Origin of the sequence: Streptomyces sp. NRRL S-244, from assembly GCF_000717915.1 — a bacterium.
GTDB lineage: Bacteria > Actinomycetota > Actinomycetes > Streptomycetales > Streptomycetaceae > Streptomyces.
Window position 1 is genome coordinate 115905 of sequence record NZ_JOCX01000005.1, and the last position, 15922, is coordinate 131826.

Annotated in this window: 15 protein-coding genes; 7 read left to right on the forward strand and 8 right to left on the reverse strand. The window is 72.6% G+C overall.

Translation table 11 applies throughout. The annotated features are described in order from the left end of the window. Positions 1-4: 4 nt before the first annotated feature. Positions 5-553 (forward strand): TQO small subunit DoxD, encoded by a 549-nt coding sequence (locus IF02_RS0108110; protein WP_030154797.1) that lies wholly within the window; start codon positions 5-7, stop codon positions 551-553. On the opposite strand, the gene IF02_RS0108115 is transcribed toward IF02_RS0108110, so the two are convergent. Together IF02_RS0108115 and IF02_RS0108120 are read right to left on the reverse strand one after the other, a co-directional pair. Next, on the reverse strand, positions 499-723 hold the full coding sequence (locus tag IF02_RS0108115) for a hypothetical protein (RefSeq protein WP_037835781.1): 225 nt from the start codon (positions 721-723) through the stop codon (positions 499-501). The two genes, IF02_RS0108110 and IF02_RS0108115, sit on opposite strands and share 55 nt — an antisense overlap. Next, positions 710-2071 (reverse strand): PspC domain-containing protein, encoded by a 1362-nt coding sequence (locus IF02_RS0108120; RefSeq protein WP_078621956.1) that lies wholly within the window; start codon positions 2069-2071, stop codon positions 710-712. The genes IF02_RS0108115 and IF02_RS0108120 overlap by 14 nt, the downstream gene beginning before the upstream one ends. A 131-nt stretch (positions 2072-2202) precedes the next feature. Between IF02_RS0108120 and IF02_RS0108125 the strand changes: the two genes are divergently transcribed. The 3 genes from IF02_RS0108125 to IF02_RS0108135 are packed head-to-tail and all read left to right on the forward strand — an operon-like array spanning position 2203 to position 5363. Continuing rightward, the gene (locus IF02_RS0108125) at positions 2203-3498 is read left to right on the forward strand and encodes an ATP-binding protein (RefSeq protein WP_030154803.1); all 1296 of its coding nucleotides are present in this window, start codon (positions 2203-2205) and stop codon (positions 3496-3498) included. Continuing rightward, entirely contained in the window at positions 3495-4190 is a 696-nt protein-coding gene (locus IF02_RS0108130) for a LuxR C-terminal-related transcriptional regulator (RefSeq protein WP_030154804.1), read from the forward strand. The genes IF02_RS0108125 and IF02_RS0108130 overlap by 4 nt, the downstream gene beginning before the upstream one ends. 60 nt (positions 4191-4250) lie before the next feature. After that, positions 4251-5363 carry an alpha/beta hydrolase gene (locus tag IF02_RS0108135; protein WP_030154806.1) on the forward strand — a complete coding sequence of 371 codons (1113 nt, stop codon included), beginning with the start codon at positions 4251-4253 and terminating at the stop codon, positions 5361-5363. A gap of 51 nt (positions 5364-5414) precedes the next feature. On the opposite strand, the gene IF02_RS0108140 is transcribed toward IF02_RS0108135, so the two are convergent. The 3 genes from IF02_RS0108140 to IF02_RS0108150 all read right to left on the reverse strand — a co-directional run bounded on the left by IF02_RS0108140 (position 5415) and on the right by IF02_RS0108150 (position 7952). After that, positions 5415-6467, reverse strand: coding sequence for a C40 family peptidase (locus tag IF02_RS0108140; protein WP_030154808.1), 1053 nt, complete (start codon positions 6465-6467; stop codon positions 5415-5417). Between the two features lie 148 nt (positions 6468-6615). Then, positions 6616-6969, reverse strand: a complete 354-nt coding sequence (locus IF02_RS0108145; RefSeq protein WP_030154809.1) for a hypothetical protein — start codon at positions 6967-6969, stop codon at positions 6616-6618. Positions 6970-6995: 26 nt separating this feature from the next. Next, on the reverse strand, positions 6996-7952 hold the full coding sequence (locus tag IF02_RS0108150) for an alpha/beta fold hydrolase (RefSeq protein ID WP_030154811.1): 957 nt from the start codon (positions 7950-7952) through the stop codon (positions 6996-6998). Positions 7953-8079: 127 nt separating this feature from the next. On the opposite strand from IF02_RS0108150, the gene IF02_RS0108155 reads away from it, so the two are divergent. Beyond that, complete coding sequence (locus tag IF02_RS0108155) at positions 8080-8427, forward strand: ArsR/SmtB family transcription factor (protein ID WP_030154813.1); 348 nt, start codon at positions 8080-8082, stop codon at positions 8425-8427. Beyond that, positions 8411-10903 carry a DNA helicase PcrA gene (pcrA, locus tag IF02_RS0108160; protein ID WP_030154814.1) on the forward strand — a complete coding sequence of 831 codons (2493 nt, stop codon included), beginning with the start codon at positions 8411-8413 and terminating at the stop codon, positions 10901-10903. Before IF02_RS0108155 ends, pcrA begins: the two co-directional genes overlap by 17 nt. Before the next feature lie 83 nt (positions 10904-10986). Here the strand turns inward: pcrA and IF02_RS0108165 are convergent, their stop codons facing one another. Next, a complete protein-coding gene (locus tag IF02_RS0108165) occupies positions 10987-12687 on the reverse strand; it encodes a M23 family metallopeptidase (RefSeq protein WP_199809194.1) in 1701 nt (566 codons plus the stop codon). 78 nt (positions 12688-12765) lie between these two features. Beyond that, positions 12766-13551: an esterase/lipase family protein gene (locus IF02_RS0108170; RefSeq protein WP_030154816.1), complete on the reverse strand. Its 786-nt coding sequence runs from the start codon at positions 13549-13551 to the stop codon at positions 12766-12768. A gap of 233 nt (positions 13552-13784) precedes the next feature. Here IF02_RS0108170 and IF02_RS0108175 point away from each other — a divergent pair, with 233 nt between their 5' ends. Continuing rightward, on the forward strand, positions 13785-14189 hold the full coding sequence (locus IF02_RS0108175) for a cobalamin B12-binding domain-containing protein (RefSeq protein ID WP_030154817.1): 405 nt from the start codon (positions 13785-13787) through the stop codon (positions 14187-14189). Positions 14190-14243: 54 nt separating this feature from the next. Here the strand turns inward: IF02_RS0108175 and IF02_RS0108180 are convergent, their stop codons facing one another. Then, positions 14244-15845, reverse strand: coding sequence for a DUF5691 domain-containing protein (locus IF02_RS0108180; protein ID WP_037835782.1), 1602 nt, complete (start codon positions 15843-15845; stop codon positions 14244-14246). Positions 15846-15922: the final 77 nt, after the last annotated feature.

The following is a 15922-nucleotide window of genomic DNA, read 5'->3' on the forward strand; positions in this document are numbered from 1 at the left end:
GGACGTGACCCGAACTGATGTCCCTTCCGTCGGTCCCTCCGGCTCGTCCGGGTCGACCGGCGCGCCCGGCCCGTCCGGCCGTTCCGGACTGCGGGAACGGGCCGCCCGGTACGCCCTGCTGCCGCTGCGGATCTTCCTCGGTGTGACCTTCGTCTACGCGGGCCTGGACAAGCTGACCGACTCCGCGTTCCTGTCCGCCTCCGGCGCCGGCTCCATCGGCGAGCAGATGCACGGTGTGCGCGACACCTCCGCGATCCCCGCCCTGGTGGACTGGGCGCTGCTCTCGCCCGTCGGGTTCGGGGCGGTGCTGGCCGTCGGGGAGCTCCTCGTGGGCCTGGGCACCCTGGCCGGCCTGCTGACCCGGATCGCGGCCACCGGCGGAGCGCTGATCTCGCTCAGCCTGTGGCTCACGGTGTCCTGGCAGGTGACCCCGTACTACTACGGCAACGACCTGGTCTACCTGATGGCCTGGATCCCGATGATCCTGGCCGGTGCGCCCTATCTCTCGCTGGATTCGCTGATCCGGTCGCGCCGGTCCCGGCGCACGGCGTAGGTCACCACCCCCACCAGCGCGGCCAGGCAGAGCCCGCCCACGGTCATCGGGATGACCAGGAACCAGGGCAGATCGGCCTCCCCGGTCGCGTCGAGCAGGTACAGCACGCCCGCGGCCACCAGGGTCAGGCCGGCCAGCAGCCGGCCGGGCTGGAACTCATGACGCGGCACGGGCCACCTCCACCTGTCCGACACCTGCGTTCAGGTGCAGCTCGATCGTTCCCCCGGCCTCGGTGCCGGCGGACGGCTTCAGGGTCGCCTGCTGGGTTTCGCCGCCGCTCTTGACGCGTACGTCCTGGCTGGTCTCCCCGGGCATGTGGATGTCGCCCAGCTTCACCGAGACGTCGGCCTGCGCGGTGACCTCGCGGGGCACGATCACCTTGAGCCGGCCCGCCTCCACGCTGGCGCGGACGGACAGCGTGGTGCCCTTCGGCACGTCCAGCCGGCTCAGGTCCAGCGTGGCCAGCCCGGTGCCCGCCGTATAGACGGGTCTGACGTCGGCCACCGCGGCCGGCCGCCATTCCACGGACTTCCAGTCGGTGCCGATCTCGCGGGGCAGCGCGGAGGCGCCGGCCAGCAGCCCGGCGGTGATCACCGCGAGCAGGACGGTGCCGAAGCCGGTGCGGCCCTTGACCGAGCTGACCGCGAGGCCGAGCCCGAAGACGGCGAGCGCCGAGGCCAGACCCATCTGCAACGCGTGCGAGAGGGTGCTGCCCTGCCACACGGCGGCGGTGGCGGCGCCCCCGGCCAGCAGGGCCAGGACGAACACCCGGCCGCCGATGCCCCCGCGCGGGACCTTCGGGGCGGCGGCCCGCCCGGGGGCGTCCGGGGCGCGGCCGTCCCCGATGTTCCGCGCGGCGTTGGCGTCGGCCGAGTCGTCCGGCCCCCACAGGTACCCGGAGGATCCCACGGGGCCGGTCGTGCCGTCCTTGACCAGCGGGTCCCGCCACCAGGACGGACTGCCGGGCACGGGCGGAGCCTGGGTCTCCGGCGGGGCGGGGGCAGGACGGTGCACCGCCTGCGGCTCGGCCTCGGGGGCGGCGGCCTTCCGGCGGCGCTGCGACCAGTACGAGGCCCCGCCGAGGGCCAGGATCACCAGGACGGAGAACACGGCCAGCCCGCCGTTGTCCAGCATCGACAGGAACAGCGCGCAGCCGACCAGGGCCGCGAACACGGCGGCCAGGGTGGCGCCCTCGACCCGGCCGGTCAGCAGCTTCTTCGCCTCGCTGTCCTCCTCGCCCTCCACCGGCAGCAGCAGCCAGGCGAAGCCGTAGAAGATCAGGCCGACCCCGCCGGTGACCGCGAGGACGCCGAGCACGATCCGGAAGATCACCGGGTCCAGGTCGAAGTACCGGCCGAGGCCGCCGCACACGCCCGCGAGGACCTTGTCGCGCTTGCTGCGGCGCAGCGGCGGCCGGTCGGCGGCGCGGTCTGCGGGCCGGTCTGCGGGCCGGTCTGCGGCCCGGTCGCCCGGCGGCGGTGCCGTACCGGCCGGCGGCGGGGAGTCGTGCTTGGTCATGGCTCCATGGTGGCAACCCGCCGCGCCCCGCGGCACCGGGCCCGACCCTGGCGCAACCCTGATATCCCCCCGACAGAACTGGGGGGCTGCCCTGATGTCCCGTACGCCGCCCGCGTGTGACCATCAATGGCATGCCCGTCGCCACCGCCCCCCGTCCCCCGCACGCAGCAGACGCCGAAGAACCGCCGCAGCGCAAGCTCTACCGCAGCGCCGACGGCCGGATGCTCGGCGGTGTCGCGCGCGGTCTCGCCGGGCACCTCGGGCTGCCGGTCGTCTGGGTCCGGCTCGCGTTCCTCGGCCTGTTCATGTGGGGCGACGGACTCGGCGTACTGCTGTACGCCGCGTTCTGGGTCTTCGTACCGCTGGGGGTCGGCGGGCGCACCGGACACCGCTCCTTCTTCGAGACCCTCTCCGACGGCAGCCGCCGCCTGCGCAAACCCGACCGGGGGCAGATCACCGCCCTCATAGCCCTGTGCATCGGCGCCGGCATCTTCATCTCCAAGGTCCAGCTCGGCGGCACCTCCGGCCGGTACGTGTGGCCGACGCTGCTCGTCGGCGCCGGTGTGGTCCTCGTCTGGCGCCAGGCCGACAACGCCCGCCGTGCCCACTGGGGCGCCGCCGCCGGGCGCAACGCGCGCCTGCTCCAGATGGCCCGCGGGTTCGCCGGGGTCGCCCTGGTCGGCGTCGGCCTGACCGTCTTCATCGTCGTCCGCGGCTCGGCCGCGCAGCTCGGCAACGTACTGACCGCGGCCCTCGCCGTCCTCGTCGGCACGGCCCTGCTCGCCGGCCCCTGGCTGATCCGGATGACCCAGGACCTCTCCGAGGAGCGCCTCATGCGCATCCGGGCCCAGGAGCGCGCCGAGGTCGCCGCCCACGTGCACGACTCGGTGCTGCACACCCTGACCCTGATCCAGCGCAACGCGGAGGACGTCGGCGAGGTGCGCCGCCTGGCCCGCGCGCAGGAGCGGGAGCTGCGGAACTGGCTGTACAAGCCGGAGGGCACCGGCAAGGACGAGGCCGAGGAGCCCACCACCCTCGCGGAGGCCGTCAAGAAGACGGCCGCCGAGGTGGAGGACCACCACGGGGTCCCCATCGAGGTCGTCGTGGTCGGCGACTGCCCGCTCGACGACGGGCTGGGTGCACAGATCCAGGCCGCGCGCGAGGCGATGGTCAACGCCGCCAAGTACGGTGGCGAGGGCGGGCCGGTGCAGGTGTACGCCGAGGTGGAGGGGCAGACGGTGTTCGTGTCCGTACGGGACCGGGGGCCGGGCTTCGACATCGACGCGGTACCGGACGACCGCATGGGCGTACGAGAATCGATCATCGGCCGGATGCAGCGCAACGGCGGGACCGCACGGCTGCGGTCCGCGCCCGACGGCGGCACGGAAGTCGAGCTGGAGATGGAGAGGGCGGCGAACGCAGCATGACCGAGGAGACGACCGGCAGCGCGGCAGCGGACAGGCACGTCCGGGTGGTGCTCGTCGACGACCACCGGATGTTCCGCGCGGGCGTGCAGGCCGAGATCGGCGAGACCGCCCGGACCGGGGTCGAGGTCGTCGGCGAGGCGGCCGACGTGGACCAGGCCGTCACCGTCATCACCGCCACCCGGCCCGAGGTGGTCCTGCTCGACGTGCACCTGCCCGGCGGCGGCGGGGTCGAGGTGCTGCGGCGCTGCGCCCCGCTGATGGCGGCCGCCGAGAACCCGGTGCGGTTCCTGGCCCTGTCCGTGTCGGACGCCGCCGAGGACGTCATCGGGGTCATCCGGGGCGGCGCGCGCGGGTACGTCACCAAGACCATCACCGGGACCGACCTGGTGAACTCGGTCTTCCGGGTGCAGGAGGGCGACGCGGTGTTCTCGCCGCGGCTGGCGGGCTTCGTGCTCGACGCCTTCGCCTCGACGGACGCCCCGCCGGTCGACGAGGACCTGGACCGCCTCACGCAGCGCGAGCGCGAGGTGCTGCGGCTGATCGCGCGCGGGTACGCGTACAAGGAGATCGCCAAGCAGCTCTTCATCTCGGTGAAGACCGTGGAGTCCCACGTCTCGGCGGTGCTCAGGAAGCTCCAGCTCTCCAACCGGCACGAACTGACCCGCTGGGCGACGGCGCGCCGCCTGGTGTGACCGACGCCGCAGGGGGCGGGGGCAACCGCGGGGCGCCGCGGCGCCCTCTTGGGTGGCGTGATGAGCTTGACCGGGTTCCCCCTGTTCGCGACGGCGATCGCCCTCACGGCGATCGCCGTTCTCCTGCCGCTGGCCGTGTGGAGCAAGGTGCGCGGCCCCGCCGTCGTACGGGTGTCGACCCGGGCCCTGATGATCGTGTTCGCCCAGGTCACCGCCGTCGCGCTGGTGTTCATCTCGGTGAACCGGCAGGAGACCTTCTACGCTTCCTGGGGCGATCTGCTCGGCACCGGGAAGTACGTCACGGCCGCTCCCGACCTCGGCGCGGACGGGCTCGGCGGGAAGAAGGCCGCGGAGGTCAAGGCGGAGCCGAAGGTGCTCCAGAACTTCCAGCCGGTCGACGGCCTCGGCGGCCGGGTCAAGAAGACCGAGCTCGACGGCAAGATCTCCGGGGTCAAGGGCGACGTCATGGTGTGGCTCCCGCCGCAGTACGACGACCCGGCGTTCAAGAACAAGAAGTTCCCGGTGGTCGAGCTGATCCCGGGCATACCGGGGACGGGCAAGTCCTGGTTCCAGGGGCTCAAGGCGGCAGAGGTGCTGGAGCCGCTGATGAAGAGCGGCAAGGTGCAGCCGTTCATCCTGGTCTCGCCGCGCGCCATGCTGCTGGGCAACGGCGACACCGGATGCGCGAACATCCCCGGCAAGGTCAACGCGGACAGCTGGTTCAGCGTCGACGTCCGCAAGATGGTCGTCGACAACTTCCGGGCCTCCGACGAGGCCCGCACCTGGGGCGTGGCCGGGTACTCGGCGGGCGCGTACTGCGCCGCCAAGCTGGCGATCCTGCACCCCGACCGCTACAGCGCGGCCGTCTCCCTCTCCGGCTACAACGACCCGGGCCAGGAGCCCACCTCGCTGGTCGCCCAGGACCCGGAGATGCGGCGCACCCACAACCTGAAGGCCCTGCTCAAGGCCGCGCCCACGCCGCCGGCGGTCTCGCTGTGGATGTCGGGCGCCGAGCAGGACGGCTACCTGTCCGGCACGGACCTCAAGGCCATCGCGCAGACCCCGACCGCGGTGCACGCGGAGAAGGTCACCGGCGGGCACAACCTCGACTCGTGGTCGAAGCAGCTCCCGCAGGCCTTCACCTGGCTGACCACGCAGGTCAAGGCACCGTAGGGCCAAGCGCCATAAGGCCTTCGGGCGGCAGCCTCACGCCGGGCGGCAGCCTCACGCCGGGCGGGAGGCGCCCGCCCAGGGCATCGAGTCGATCGGGGCCACGCGGACCGTGGACCCGGGGCGCGGGGCGTGGATCATCTGGCCGTTGCCGATGTACAGGCCGACGTGGGTGACCCCGGAGTAGAAGAACACCAGGTCACCGGGGGCCAGCTGGTCGCGGGAGACCCGCTGCCCCGCGTTGATCTGGGTGTAGGTGGTGCGGGGCAGGGAGACCCCGGCCGAGCGCCAGGCCGCCTGGGTCAGGCCGGAGCAGTCGAACGAGCCCGGTCCCGTCGCGCCCCAGACGTACGGCTTGCCGATCGCCCCGTACGCGAAGGCCACCGCGCGGGCCGCGCGCGTACCGTCCGAGGGCGCCGGCGGCGGGGTCGTGGCACGCGGACCGGCCGGGCCCGCGCCGCCCGACTGCGCCTCGTAAGCGGCCCGCTCCTCGGCGGTGAGCTTGGCCAGCAGCCGCTTGGCGGTGTCGAGCTTGCCCTCGACGGTGGCCTTGTACCCGGCGAGTTCGCCCTCGCGGGCGCGCAGGTCGGCGAGCCGGCCGGAGGCCTTGTCCTTGAGCTGCCGGACCTCGTCGAGCTGGCGTCGTACGGAGGAGACCTCGGCGGCGCTGCGGTCGCCGGTCCGGGTGAGGAACGAGGCCTGGTCCAGGTAGTCCTCGGGGTTCTCGGCCAGCGCCAGCCGCATGGCGGGCCCCAGGCCGCCGGTGCGGTACTGGCCGGCGGCCAGGGAACCGAGCGCCCGGCGGGCGGTGTTGAGCCGGTCGGTCTTGCGGGCGGTCTCGTCGCGCAGGGCGTCGAGCGCGCGCTGGGCCCCGTCGGCCTGCTCCTTCGCCCCGTTGTACCGCTCGGCCGTCTCCTCGGCCTCCTCGTAGAGCCGGTCGACCTCGGCCTTCACCTGGGAGGGCGTCTGCTGGGGCTCGGCCTGCGAGGTGCCTTCGAAGGCGGTGGCGGTGGCAGCGCCCGCGAGGGCGAGCGTCGCGGCGGTCCGCACGGTGCCGCGGGAGAGCGGATGGAGCGGGCGCTGCCTGGGCTTTCGGTGACTGGCCACGAGGGCCTCACGTCCTTCCTCGCTCGGGAGCTCGGTGCTTGGAGGAGGACGCTAGACCGGAAGGTAACGGCCGGATGACGAGATGATCGCAAGTGCCCCGACGTGACCTGACGTGAACGGATGTGGCTGTTGTGGCTCGGTGTCGGGATCAGTGCCAGAGGACGGCGATGAAGATATTGACCACGGTCAGCCCGCCGACCGCACCGAACAGAGCCTTCTCCACGTGCTCCTCGTCCCGCTTCACGTAGACGAGCGCGAGGATCACGAAGAGGACGGCGAGCTTCACGCCGATCTTGATGTTGTTGACGTGGCCGCCGTCCATCTCGCGGAAGCCGACCAGCAGGACGCCGGTGACGAGCATCGTCAGCGCGCCGTGCAGCATCGCGGGCACGAAGCGGGCGGTGCCGGCGCTCATCGCCTTCATCTGGGTCAGGAAACCGCCCAGGAGGGCGGCGATCCCGATGATGTGCAGGCCCACGAAGACACTGATGAGTACGTCCATGGCGTCGAGCGTACGGGGGCTCCCGGTCAGCCCAGGAAGCGGGTCAGCTCCTCGATGACCACCTCCGGCCGCTCCTCCGGGAGGTAGTGCCCGCTGCCGTCGACGCGGACCACGCGGGTGTCGGTGCCGAGGGCGGGGACGGCGGTCACGAGGCTCTCGTAGTTGCTGTACTCGCCGCCCAGGGCCAGGACCGGCGCGGTCACCGGGGCGTAGGCCGCCAGGTCGGCGATGTCCCGGGTGAAGGTCCGGTACCAGTCGTTGGCGGCGCGCACGGCCTCCGGTGCCTCGTAGGCGCGGGCGTACACCGCGCGGGCGTGCGCGTCGACGGAGCCGGGGTCGGCGGCCGCGTTCTCGAACAGCCAGTCCAGCAGGAGGTGGAAGCGGCCGGCGAGCAGCTGCTCGGGGAGGCCGTGGACCTGGTTGAAGGCGAACCACCACTTGTGGCGCTGCCCCTGCCGGGGGAGCAGGGTCTGCCGGGCCCAGCTCTCCTCGGGGTGGGAGACGTCCAGGAGGGCGATCTTCCGGGTGGCCTCGGGGTGGTTGGCGGCGAACGCGTAGGCCACCATCGCGCCGATGTCGTGGCCCACGACGTGGGCGCTCGCGATGCCGAGCCGGCCGACCAGCGCGTGGATGTCGCGGGCCAGGGTCTTCTTGTCGTACCCGGTGGCGGGTTTGGCGGAGCCGCCCATGCCGCGCAGGTCGACGGCGATCACGCGGTGGCGGGCCGCCAGGGCGGGCAGCACCTTGCGCCACTGCCACCAGGTCTGCGGCCAGCCGCCGAGCAGGACGAGCGGCTCGCCGCGGCCGCCCTCGACGTAGTGCAGCCGGGTGCCGTTGACGTCGGCGTGGTGGCTGGTGAAGCCGCCGTCGAGGGAGGCGGCGAGTGCGGCGTCGTCGAGCGGGGTCTGGTCGAGCGGGGTCTGGTCGAGCGGGGTCTCGGTGAGCGGGGTCTCGTCGAGCGGGCTGGTGGTGCTGCTGGGCATGGGAGGCCCCTCCTGCTGGTGCGTCGACCGACCATTCGAAGATTTCGTACGGTCCCGGTGGGCATGACTGTACGAGATCTTCGAACGGTCTGGCAATGTCCGTACGAGATCTGCGTACAGTGAGGGCATGCCTGCCGCCGCCGAGCTGACCCACCCCTCCGCCGAGGACCTCGACCTGGCCGAGGTGCTCGCGGCCCTGGGCCACCCCGTCCGCCTCGAGATCGTCCGCAAGCTCGCCTCCGGCGAGGAGACGTTCTGCGGAGAAGTGGTGCCCGACCTGCCCCGATCGAGCGTCACGCACCACCTCAAGACGCTCCGCGAGGGCGGGGTGATCTGCCAGCGCCCGCAGGGCCGCAAGCTCTACCTCGCCCTGCGCCGTGACGATCTGGAACTGCGCTTCCCCGGTCTCCTGGAACTCGTACTGGCGTGTCGGTCCCGACCCCTAGACTCGGAAAGCGATGAGCAGCCTCTTTGACGACAGTTTCCTGGCGGACCTCACCCCCTCCGACGAGGTCCCCCCGCCGCCCGAGGATCACCCCGCCCCCGACGAGGGCGCGGACGATCTCTTCGGGGGCCGGTTCGACATGCCCATGAGCGGCGACGCGTACTACCGGGACGGCGCCCCCAAGCCCGTCATCGACCCCGCGACGCTCCTGGACGGGCTGAACGAGCAGCAGGCCGCGGCCGTCGTGCACGCCGGCTCCCCGCTGCTCATCGTGGCCGGCGCCGGCTCCGGCAAGACCCGGGTCCTGACCCACCGCATCGGCCACCTGCTGGCCGCGCGGGGCGTCCACCCCGGCCAGATCCTGGCGATCACCTTCACCAACAAGGCCGCCGGCGAGATGAAGGAGCGCGTCGAGAGCCTGGTCGGCCCGCGCGCCAACGCCATGTGGGTGTCCACCTTCCACAGCGCGTGCGTACGGATCCTGCGCCGCGAGTCGAAGCGCCTCGGTTTCACCTCGTCCTTCTCGATCTACGACGCGGCCGACTCGAAGCGCCTGATGGCGCTCGTCTGCCGCGACCTGGACCTGGACCCGAAGAAGTTCCCGCCCAAGGCCTTCAACGCCAAGATCTCGAACCTCAAGAACGAGCTCATCGACGAGGACGCCTTCGCCGGGCAGGCCGCCGACGGCTTCGAGAAGACGCTCGCCCAGGCGTACGCGATGTACCAGGGGCGGCTGCGCGAGGCCAACGCGCTCGACTTCGACGACATCATCATGACGACCGTCCACCTGCTCCAGGCGTTCCCGGACGTAGCCGAGCACTACCGGCGGCGCTTCCGCCACGTCCTGGTGGACGAGTACCAGGACACCAACCACGCCCAGTACACGCTGGTGCGCGAGCTCGTCGGCACCGGCTACCCGGACCTGCCGCCGGCCGAGCTGTGCGTGGTGGGCGACGCCGACCAGTCGATCTACGCCTTCCGCGGCGCGACCATCCGCAACATCCTCCAGTTCGAGGAGGACTACAAGGACGCGACGACGATCCTGCTGGAGCAGAACTACCGCTCCACGCAGACGATCCTCTCCGCCGCCAACGCGGTCATCGAGCGCAACGAGAACCGCCGCGCCAAGAACCTGTGGACCCAGGCCGGCACCGGCGCCGTCATCACCGGCTACGTCGCGGACACCGAGCACGACGAGGCGCAGTTCGTCGCCGACGAGATCGACCGGCTGACGGACGCCGGGGACGCCAAGGCGGGCGACGTCGCGATCTTCTACCGGACGAACGCGCAGTCGCGCGTGTTCGAGGAGATCTTCATCCGCGTCGGACTCCCGTACAAGGTCGTCGGCGGCGTCCGCTTCTACGAGCGCAAGGAGGTCCGGGACGTCCTCGCGTACCTGCGCGTCCTCGCGAACCCGGAGGACAACGTCCCGCTCCGCCGGATCCTGAACGTACCCAAGCGCGGCATCGGCGAGCGCGCGGAAGCGATGGTCGACGCGCTCGCGATGCGCGAGAAGATCACCTTCCCGCAGGCGCTGCGGCGCGTGGACGAGGCGTTCGGCATGGCCGCGCGTTCGACCAACGCGGTGAAGCGGTTCAACGTGCTGATGGAGGAGCTCCGCACGATCGTCGACTCGGGCGCGGGCCCGGCGGTGGTGCTGGAGGCGGTGCTGGAGCGTACGGGCTACCTCGCCGAGCTCCAGGCCTCGACCGACCCGCAGGACGAGACGCGCATCGAGAACCTCCAGGAACTCGCCGCCGTGGCCCTGGAGTTCGAGCAGGCGCGGGGAGAGGAAAACCCCGGCACGCTCGCGGAGTTCCTGGAGCAGGTCGCGCTCGTCGCCGACTCCGACCAGATCCCGGACGAGGACGAGGACGGATCGGGAGTCATCACGCTGATGACCCTGCACACCGCCAAGGGCCTCGAGTTCCCGGTGGTCTTCCTGACCGGCATGGAGGACGGGGTCTTCCCGCACATGCGGGCCCTGGGCCAGACCAAGGAGCTGGAGGAGGAGCGCCGCCTCGCCTACGTCGGCATCACGCGGGCGCGCGAGCGGCTGTACCTGACCCGCTCCGGCATGCGCAGCGCGTGGGGCACGCCCTCCTACAACCCGCCGTCGCGGTTCCTGGAGGAGATCCCGGCCGAGTACCTGCAGTGGAAGCGCACGGGCGCGGCGCAGAAGCCGGCGGGCCCGATGCGCAGTTCGGGCTCCGGGTACGGATCCTCCGGCTCGGGGGGCGGGAAGGCCACGTTCGGGACCTCGCCGGAGGCGTTCCTGTCCTCGTCGCGTACGAAGTCGGGGCCGTCCGGGTTCGCGACGCGCCGGGCCGCCGACAAGCCGGTCATCGCGCTGTCGGTCGGGGACCGGGTCACGCACGACCAGTTCGGGCTGGGCACGGTCATGGAGGTCAAGGGCGCCGGCGCGGACGCGCAGGCCACCGTCGACTTCGGGGACGACAAGCCGAAGCGCCTGCTGCTGCGCTACGCGCCGGTGCAGAAGCTGTAACGGGGGCGCGGCGGGGGGTGGGCCGGGCCCGGGCTCACGCCCGGCCGCCCGGGCTCATGCCCGGGCCGTCATGCCGAAGGGGCTCAGGTCGGGTCCAGGCCGTGGCTGCGGAGCCAGGGCAGGGGGTCGATCGCCGAGCCGCCGCCGGGCCGGACCTCGAAGTGGAGGTGCGGGCCGGTGGAGTTGCCGGAGTTGCCGGAGTAGGCGATGACGTCGCCCGCCTTGACCTTGCCGGACCGGATCTTGGTGCTGCTGAGGTGGCAGTACCAGGTCTCGGTGCCGTCGGGCGAGGTCACTATGGCCATGTTGCCGTACGCGCTGTTCCACTGCGTGCGCACGGTGCCGTCGGTGGCGGACATGACCGGGGTGCCGTACGAGACCGGGAAGTCGATGCCGGTGTGCACGGACATCCACATGCCGCCGGCCTGGCCGAAGCTGGCGCTGAGGCCGTGCTGTTCGACCGGGATCGCGAACTTGGGGCGGGCGGCTTCCTTGGCCGCCTCCTCGTCCGCCTTCCGCTTCTTCTCGTCTTCCTGGCGCTGGCGCAGGTCGATGCGCTCCTGCGTGCGGCTCGCGCGGTCCGCGAAGTCGCCCGCGTCGGCGCTGAGCGCCGTCAGCTGGGTGTCGAGCTTGCTGTTCGCCGCGACGGGCTTCACCGAGGCCGGGTCGGGCGCGGCCATCGTGGTGGTTTCCTCGGCGGGCTTTTCCGTGCCGGTGAGCCCGCCGACGGAGGCGGCCGCGACACCGGCGACGCCCATCACGCAGGCGGACGGAACGGCCACGGTCAGCAGGGCGGAACGCTTCGCCGGGGTGCGGCGCCGGGAGCTGGCGCCGGCGCCGGACGCCGACTTCGGCTTCGCACCGGCACGGCGCGAGGCGCGGGGCGCGGGCGGGGCGTCCAGGGTGACCGGCATGGCCTGGGTGGGCAGGTCGTGCACGGGGTCGGCCGCGAGATCGACATCGACATCGACATCGACATCGACATCGAGGTCGAGGTCGAGACCGAAGTCCGACGGGGCGCTTTCGGCGCTTTCGGTGCCTGCGGCGCCCTCGGTGTCGAGGACCTCGAAGACGGCGGTCTCGCTGTAGACGGCGGCGGCCGGGGCCTCGTAGGTGTAAGCCGTCTCTTGGTGCTGCTGCTGGTACTCGTACTGGTGGTGGTCGTACGAGAAGGTCTGGGTCTGCTGCTCGTGCTGCGGGACCGTGTTCCAGGCGGTGGCGTCGTACGCACCGGTCTCGGTGCCCGTGGTGCCGTAACCCGGCATCGCCCACTGCCCGGTCTGCTCGTAGCCGAGGGTGGTGGCGGCGGTGGCCTGGTAGTCGGTGCCGCCGCTCTGCTGGTTCCAGGCACTCGCGTCCCACTGCCCGGTCCCGGCGTCCTCCGGGACGCCGCCCTGGGTGGGGATCGTCGACAGGTAGCCGCCGTCCTGCGCGTAACCGTCCTGCGCGTAACCGTCCTGCGCGGACCAGGCGGTGGAGTCGTACGCGCCGGTCTCGTACGAGGGATAGGCGGAGGCGTAGTCGTACCCCTGACCCTGCGTTTCGTAGGAAACGTAGGCCGAGTCACCAGCGAAAGTGGTGTTGGAAAGGCCGTCGTACCCGGAATCGGGGTACAGGCCCGACGAGGGGCGGTCGTTCACCAACTTCTCTTTCGCCTCGGCAGTGGGGGGCCTGGGTGGCCAGGGAACGGGAGGTTCCTTGGGGAGAGCAGTGGCGTGACTGTACCCGGCGGTTACTGGCAACGACAATCTTCCAGGGGTTTCGGGCTTTGCGGAACCGGGCATTCGGCCGTCTTTCGGTCGCGGCAAGGCCGAGCCTTGGCCTTGAGTTCGAAATCCGTTCGAGTTTCGGCGGGTTGGCGTTCACGCGACGGAAGCGGCGTCTCCGAGGCTCGTGAGGGCGGCCGGACCGGGACCGTCGAGCGCGCGCCGGACCGCCGCCGTGACGGCGGGATGCGCGGGCAGGGCGAGGTGCCCGATGCCGGTGACCTGCACGTTCTCCGCTTGGAGGTCCGGGTGCTCGATGCGGGCCGCCTCGGTCGGGTCCATCAGCTCGTCGAACTCGCTCCAGAACGCCACGCATCGGGTCCGGCAGCCGGGTGCGGGCGCCCGCAGCTCGGCCATCACCTCGGAGTCCGGGCGTATCTGCCGGATCAGCGGGTGGGCGTTCATGAAGGGGGCGACCCGCGTACCGGAATGCGGGGTGCCCAGCGTGACGAGCGTGCGGACGCGGGCCTCGCCGCCGAGGCGCTGGACGTAGTACCGCCCGACCAGCCCGCCCAGACTGTGCCCGACCAGGTCCACCCGCTCCTGCCCGGTGCGCTCGCACAGCTCCTCGACGCGCCGGGCGAGGTGGCGGGCGGTGACGCGCAGGTCGCGCGTGAAGGGGGAGTAGTTGTACGTCTCCACGTGCCGCCGCCCGCCCGCGGCGAGGGTGCGGCGCAGCAGGACGAACACGGACCGGTTGTCGGTGAACCCGTGCAGCAGGAGCACGGGCGGCCGGCCGAGGTTCTCTTTCCTGCCCTCGGCGGGCTTCTCGGACCGTATCCCGGTCGGGTAGAGCAGCAGGTGGCCGCCGAGGACCACCGCCTCCAGCACGCCCGCCCGCAGTGCGGCCCCGGAAACGGGTACGGGTATGGACACCCCCATCGACGGCCCCCCTCAGCCTTCTGGGACGGCGCCTTTGGACTGGGCCATTGGGCTGCGGCCGGCCGCGCCACCGTGCCGTGCGGCTGTCGGTACGGTGACGCGGCGCCCCCGGTGCGGCTCCCCTGGCGGTGAATCAACGCCGTCCCACGTGTGATTTCCCCCTCGTGGTTGACCGTGAAACGGGGGTGTGCGCGATGCTGTACTTAACGTTCGTTCACTCGGGAGGCAGTGCGATGGGTGTGACCGGTCCGATCCGTGTGGTGGTGGCCAAGCCGGGTCTCGACGGCCACGACCGCGGGGCCAAGGTGATCGCGCGTGCGCTGCGGGACGCGGGTATGGAGGTCATCTACACGGGCCTCCACCAGACCCCCGAGCAGATCGTGGACACCGCCATCCAGGAAGACGCCGACGCGATCGGCCTCTCGATCCTCTCGGGCGCCCACAACACGCTGTTCGCGCGCGTCCTGGAACTCCTCAAGGAGCGCGAGGCGGAGGACATCAAGGTCTTCGGGGGCGGCATCATCCCGGAGGACGACATCGCCCCGCTGAAGGCCAAGGGTGTGGCCGAGATCTTCACCCCCGGGGCGACGACGACATCGATCGTCGACTGGGTCCGCGCCCACGTCCGCACCGCGTAGCCCCCGACGCCCGGCCCGCCGACCCCGCCCGGGTCGTCGGGCCGTCGGCAGCGGTCAGGCGGGGGCGAGTTCCGAAAGCATCGCGGCGCGCAGGCGCAGCGTGGCGACCAGGCGCTGGAAGGCCTCGGCCCAGTACGCGGCGGCGCCGGAAGAGGCCTCCGCCGGGTCGGCGAAACCGGCGCCCCGCGCCACCACCGCCTCCAGCCGCCCCGCCTCCGCAGGATCGAGGCACCGCTCGGCCAGTCCCATCACCCCGCTGAAGCTCCACGGGTAGCTGCCCGCCTCCCGCGCGGCGTCCAGCGCGTCCACCACCGCCCGCCCCAGCGTCCCCGCCCACGGCACCACGCACACGCCGAGCAGCTGGAAGGCCTCCGAAAGGCCGTGGGCCCGTATGAACTCCGCGACCCACTGCGCCCGTTCCCCGTCTGGCAGGACCGACAGCAGCTTCGCCCGCTCCGCGAGCGACGCCGTGCCCGGTGCCGTCGCGGGCGGCGCCGACGCCGAGCCGAGCAGCGCCTTCGACCACTCCGGATCACGCTGGCGCACCGCCGCCCGGCACCACGCCGCGTGCAGCTCCTCCCGCCAGCTCTCCCCCTCGGCCACCGGCAGTGCCACGATCTCCGCCGGGCCGAGCCCCCCGAACCGCTCCCGCCAGCAGGACAGCGGCGCCGCCTCCACCAGCTGGCCCAGCCACCAGGCCCGTTCCCCCCGCCCGGCGGGCGGCCGTTCGACCACCCCGTCACGGAGCATCCCCGCATCGCACCCGGCCGGCGGAGTCACCCCCTGCGGCCCCACGCAGGCCAGCGCCCGCTCCGCCATCCGTCCGGCCAACGCCGACTCGGGCAGCGCGGACAGCAATTCGGCCGCCGTCGCCCGGACGTTGCGGCTCCGGTCGCCCAGGGCCGCCTCCAGGAAGGGCTCGTCCCCTCCCGCCAGCCCCACCCGCAGCGAGTCGAGGAACATCAGCCGGTCCTCGGCCCGTTCGGTGGACCAGGTCGTCGACAGCAGCCGCGTCGCAGCCGCCGCCTCGTGTGCGCGTACGGCGCCCAGGAGAGCCACCCGCTCCGCGAACAGCCCCTCCTGCCACAGCCGTTCCACCCCCGCCCGGTCCGCGGGGTCGGGCAGTTCCCCGGCGCCGCCCGCCCCGCCGCGCAGGGCGAACCGCCAGTCCGGATTCAGCCGGGCCAGCCACAGCCCCCGCGCCCCGGTCAGGGCCAAGGCCGGGGCGCGCAGGTCCGTACGGGCCCGCGCCGCGTCCAGCAGCGCCGGCACCAGCGCGTGCGGCGCCCGGTACCCGTGCCGCCCGGCGGCGGCCAGCCACTGCGGCAGCAGCTCCGTCAGGTCCGGGGCGGCCCCGCGGCGCCCGCCGCCGCTGCCCGCGCCGGTCCGGCCGGCGAGCAGCTGGGCGAGCCGCAGCCGGGCCGCCGCCGGGGGAGCCGGCCGCGGATCCCGCGGCGCGGGCTCCGGCCGCGGCCCCGCCTCGGCGGGCCGCAGCCCGGCCCGCCGCCGTACGGTCGCCACCGCCGCCGCATCGAGCAGCGCCCCAGGATCCCCCTGCCGCCGCGCGGTCCCCAGCACCGCGACCCCGACCAACTCCTCCCACTCCCCGTAGCCGTCCCCCGATCCCGCGCCCGGTGTCGTCCCCGTCGTGGTCACCGTGCCCCTCCCTCTCGTCGTGCAGTGCTCCGGTCCCGCCCCCTGCGCGGGACCGGAGCGGATTTCGTGCCCCGTCG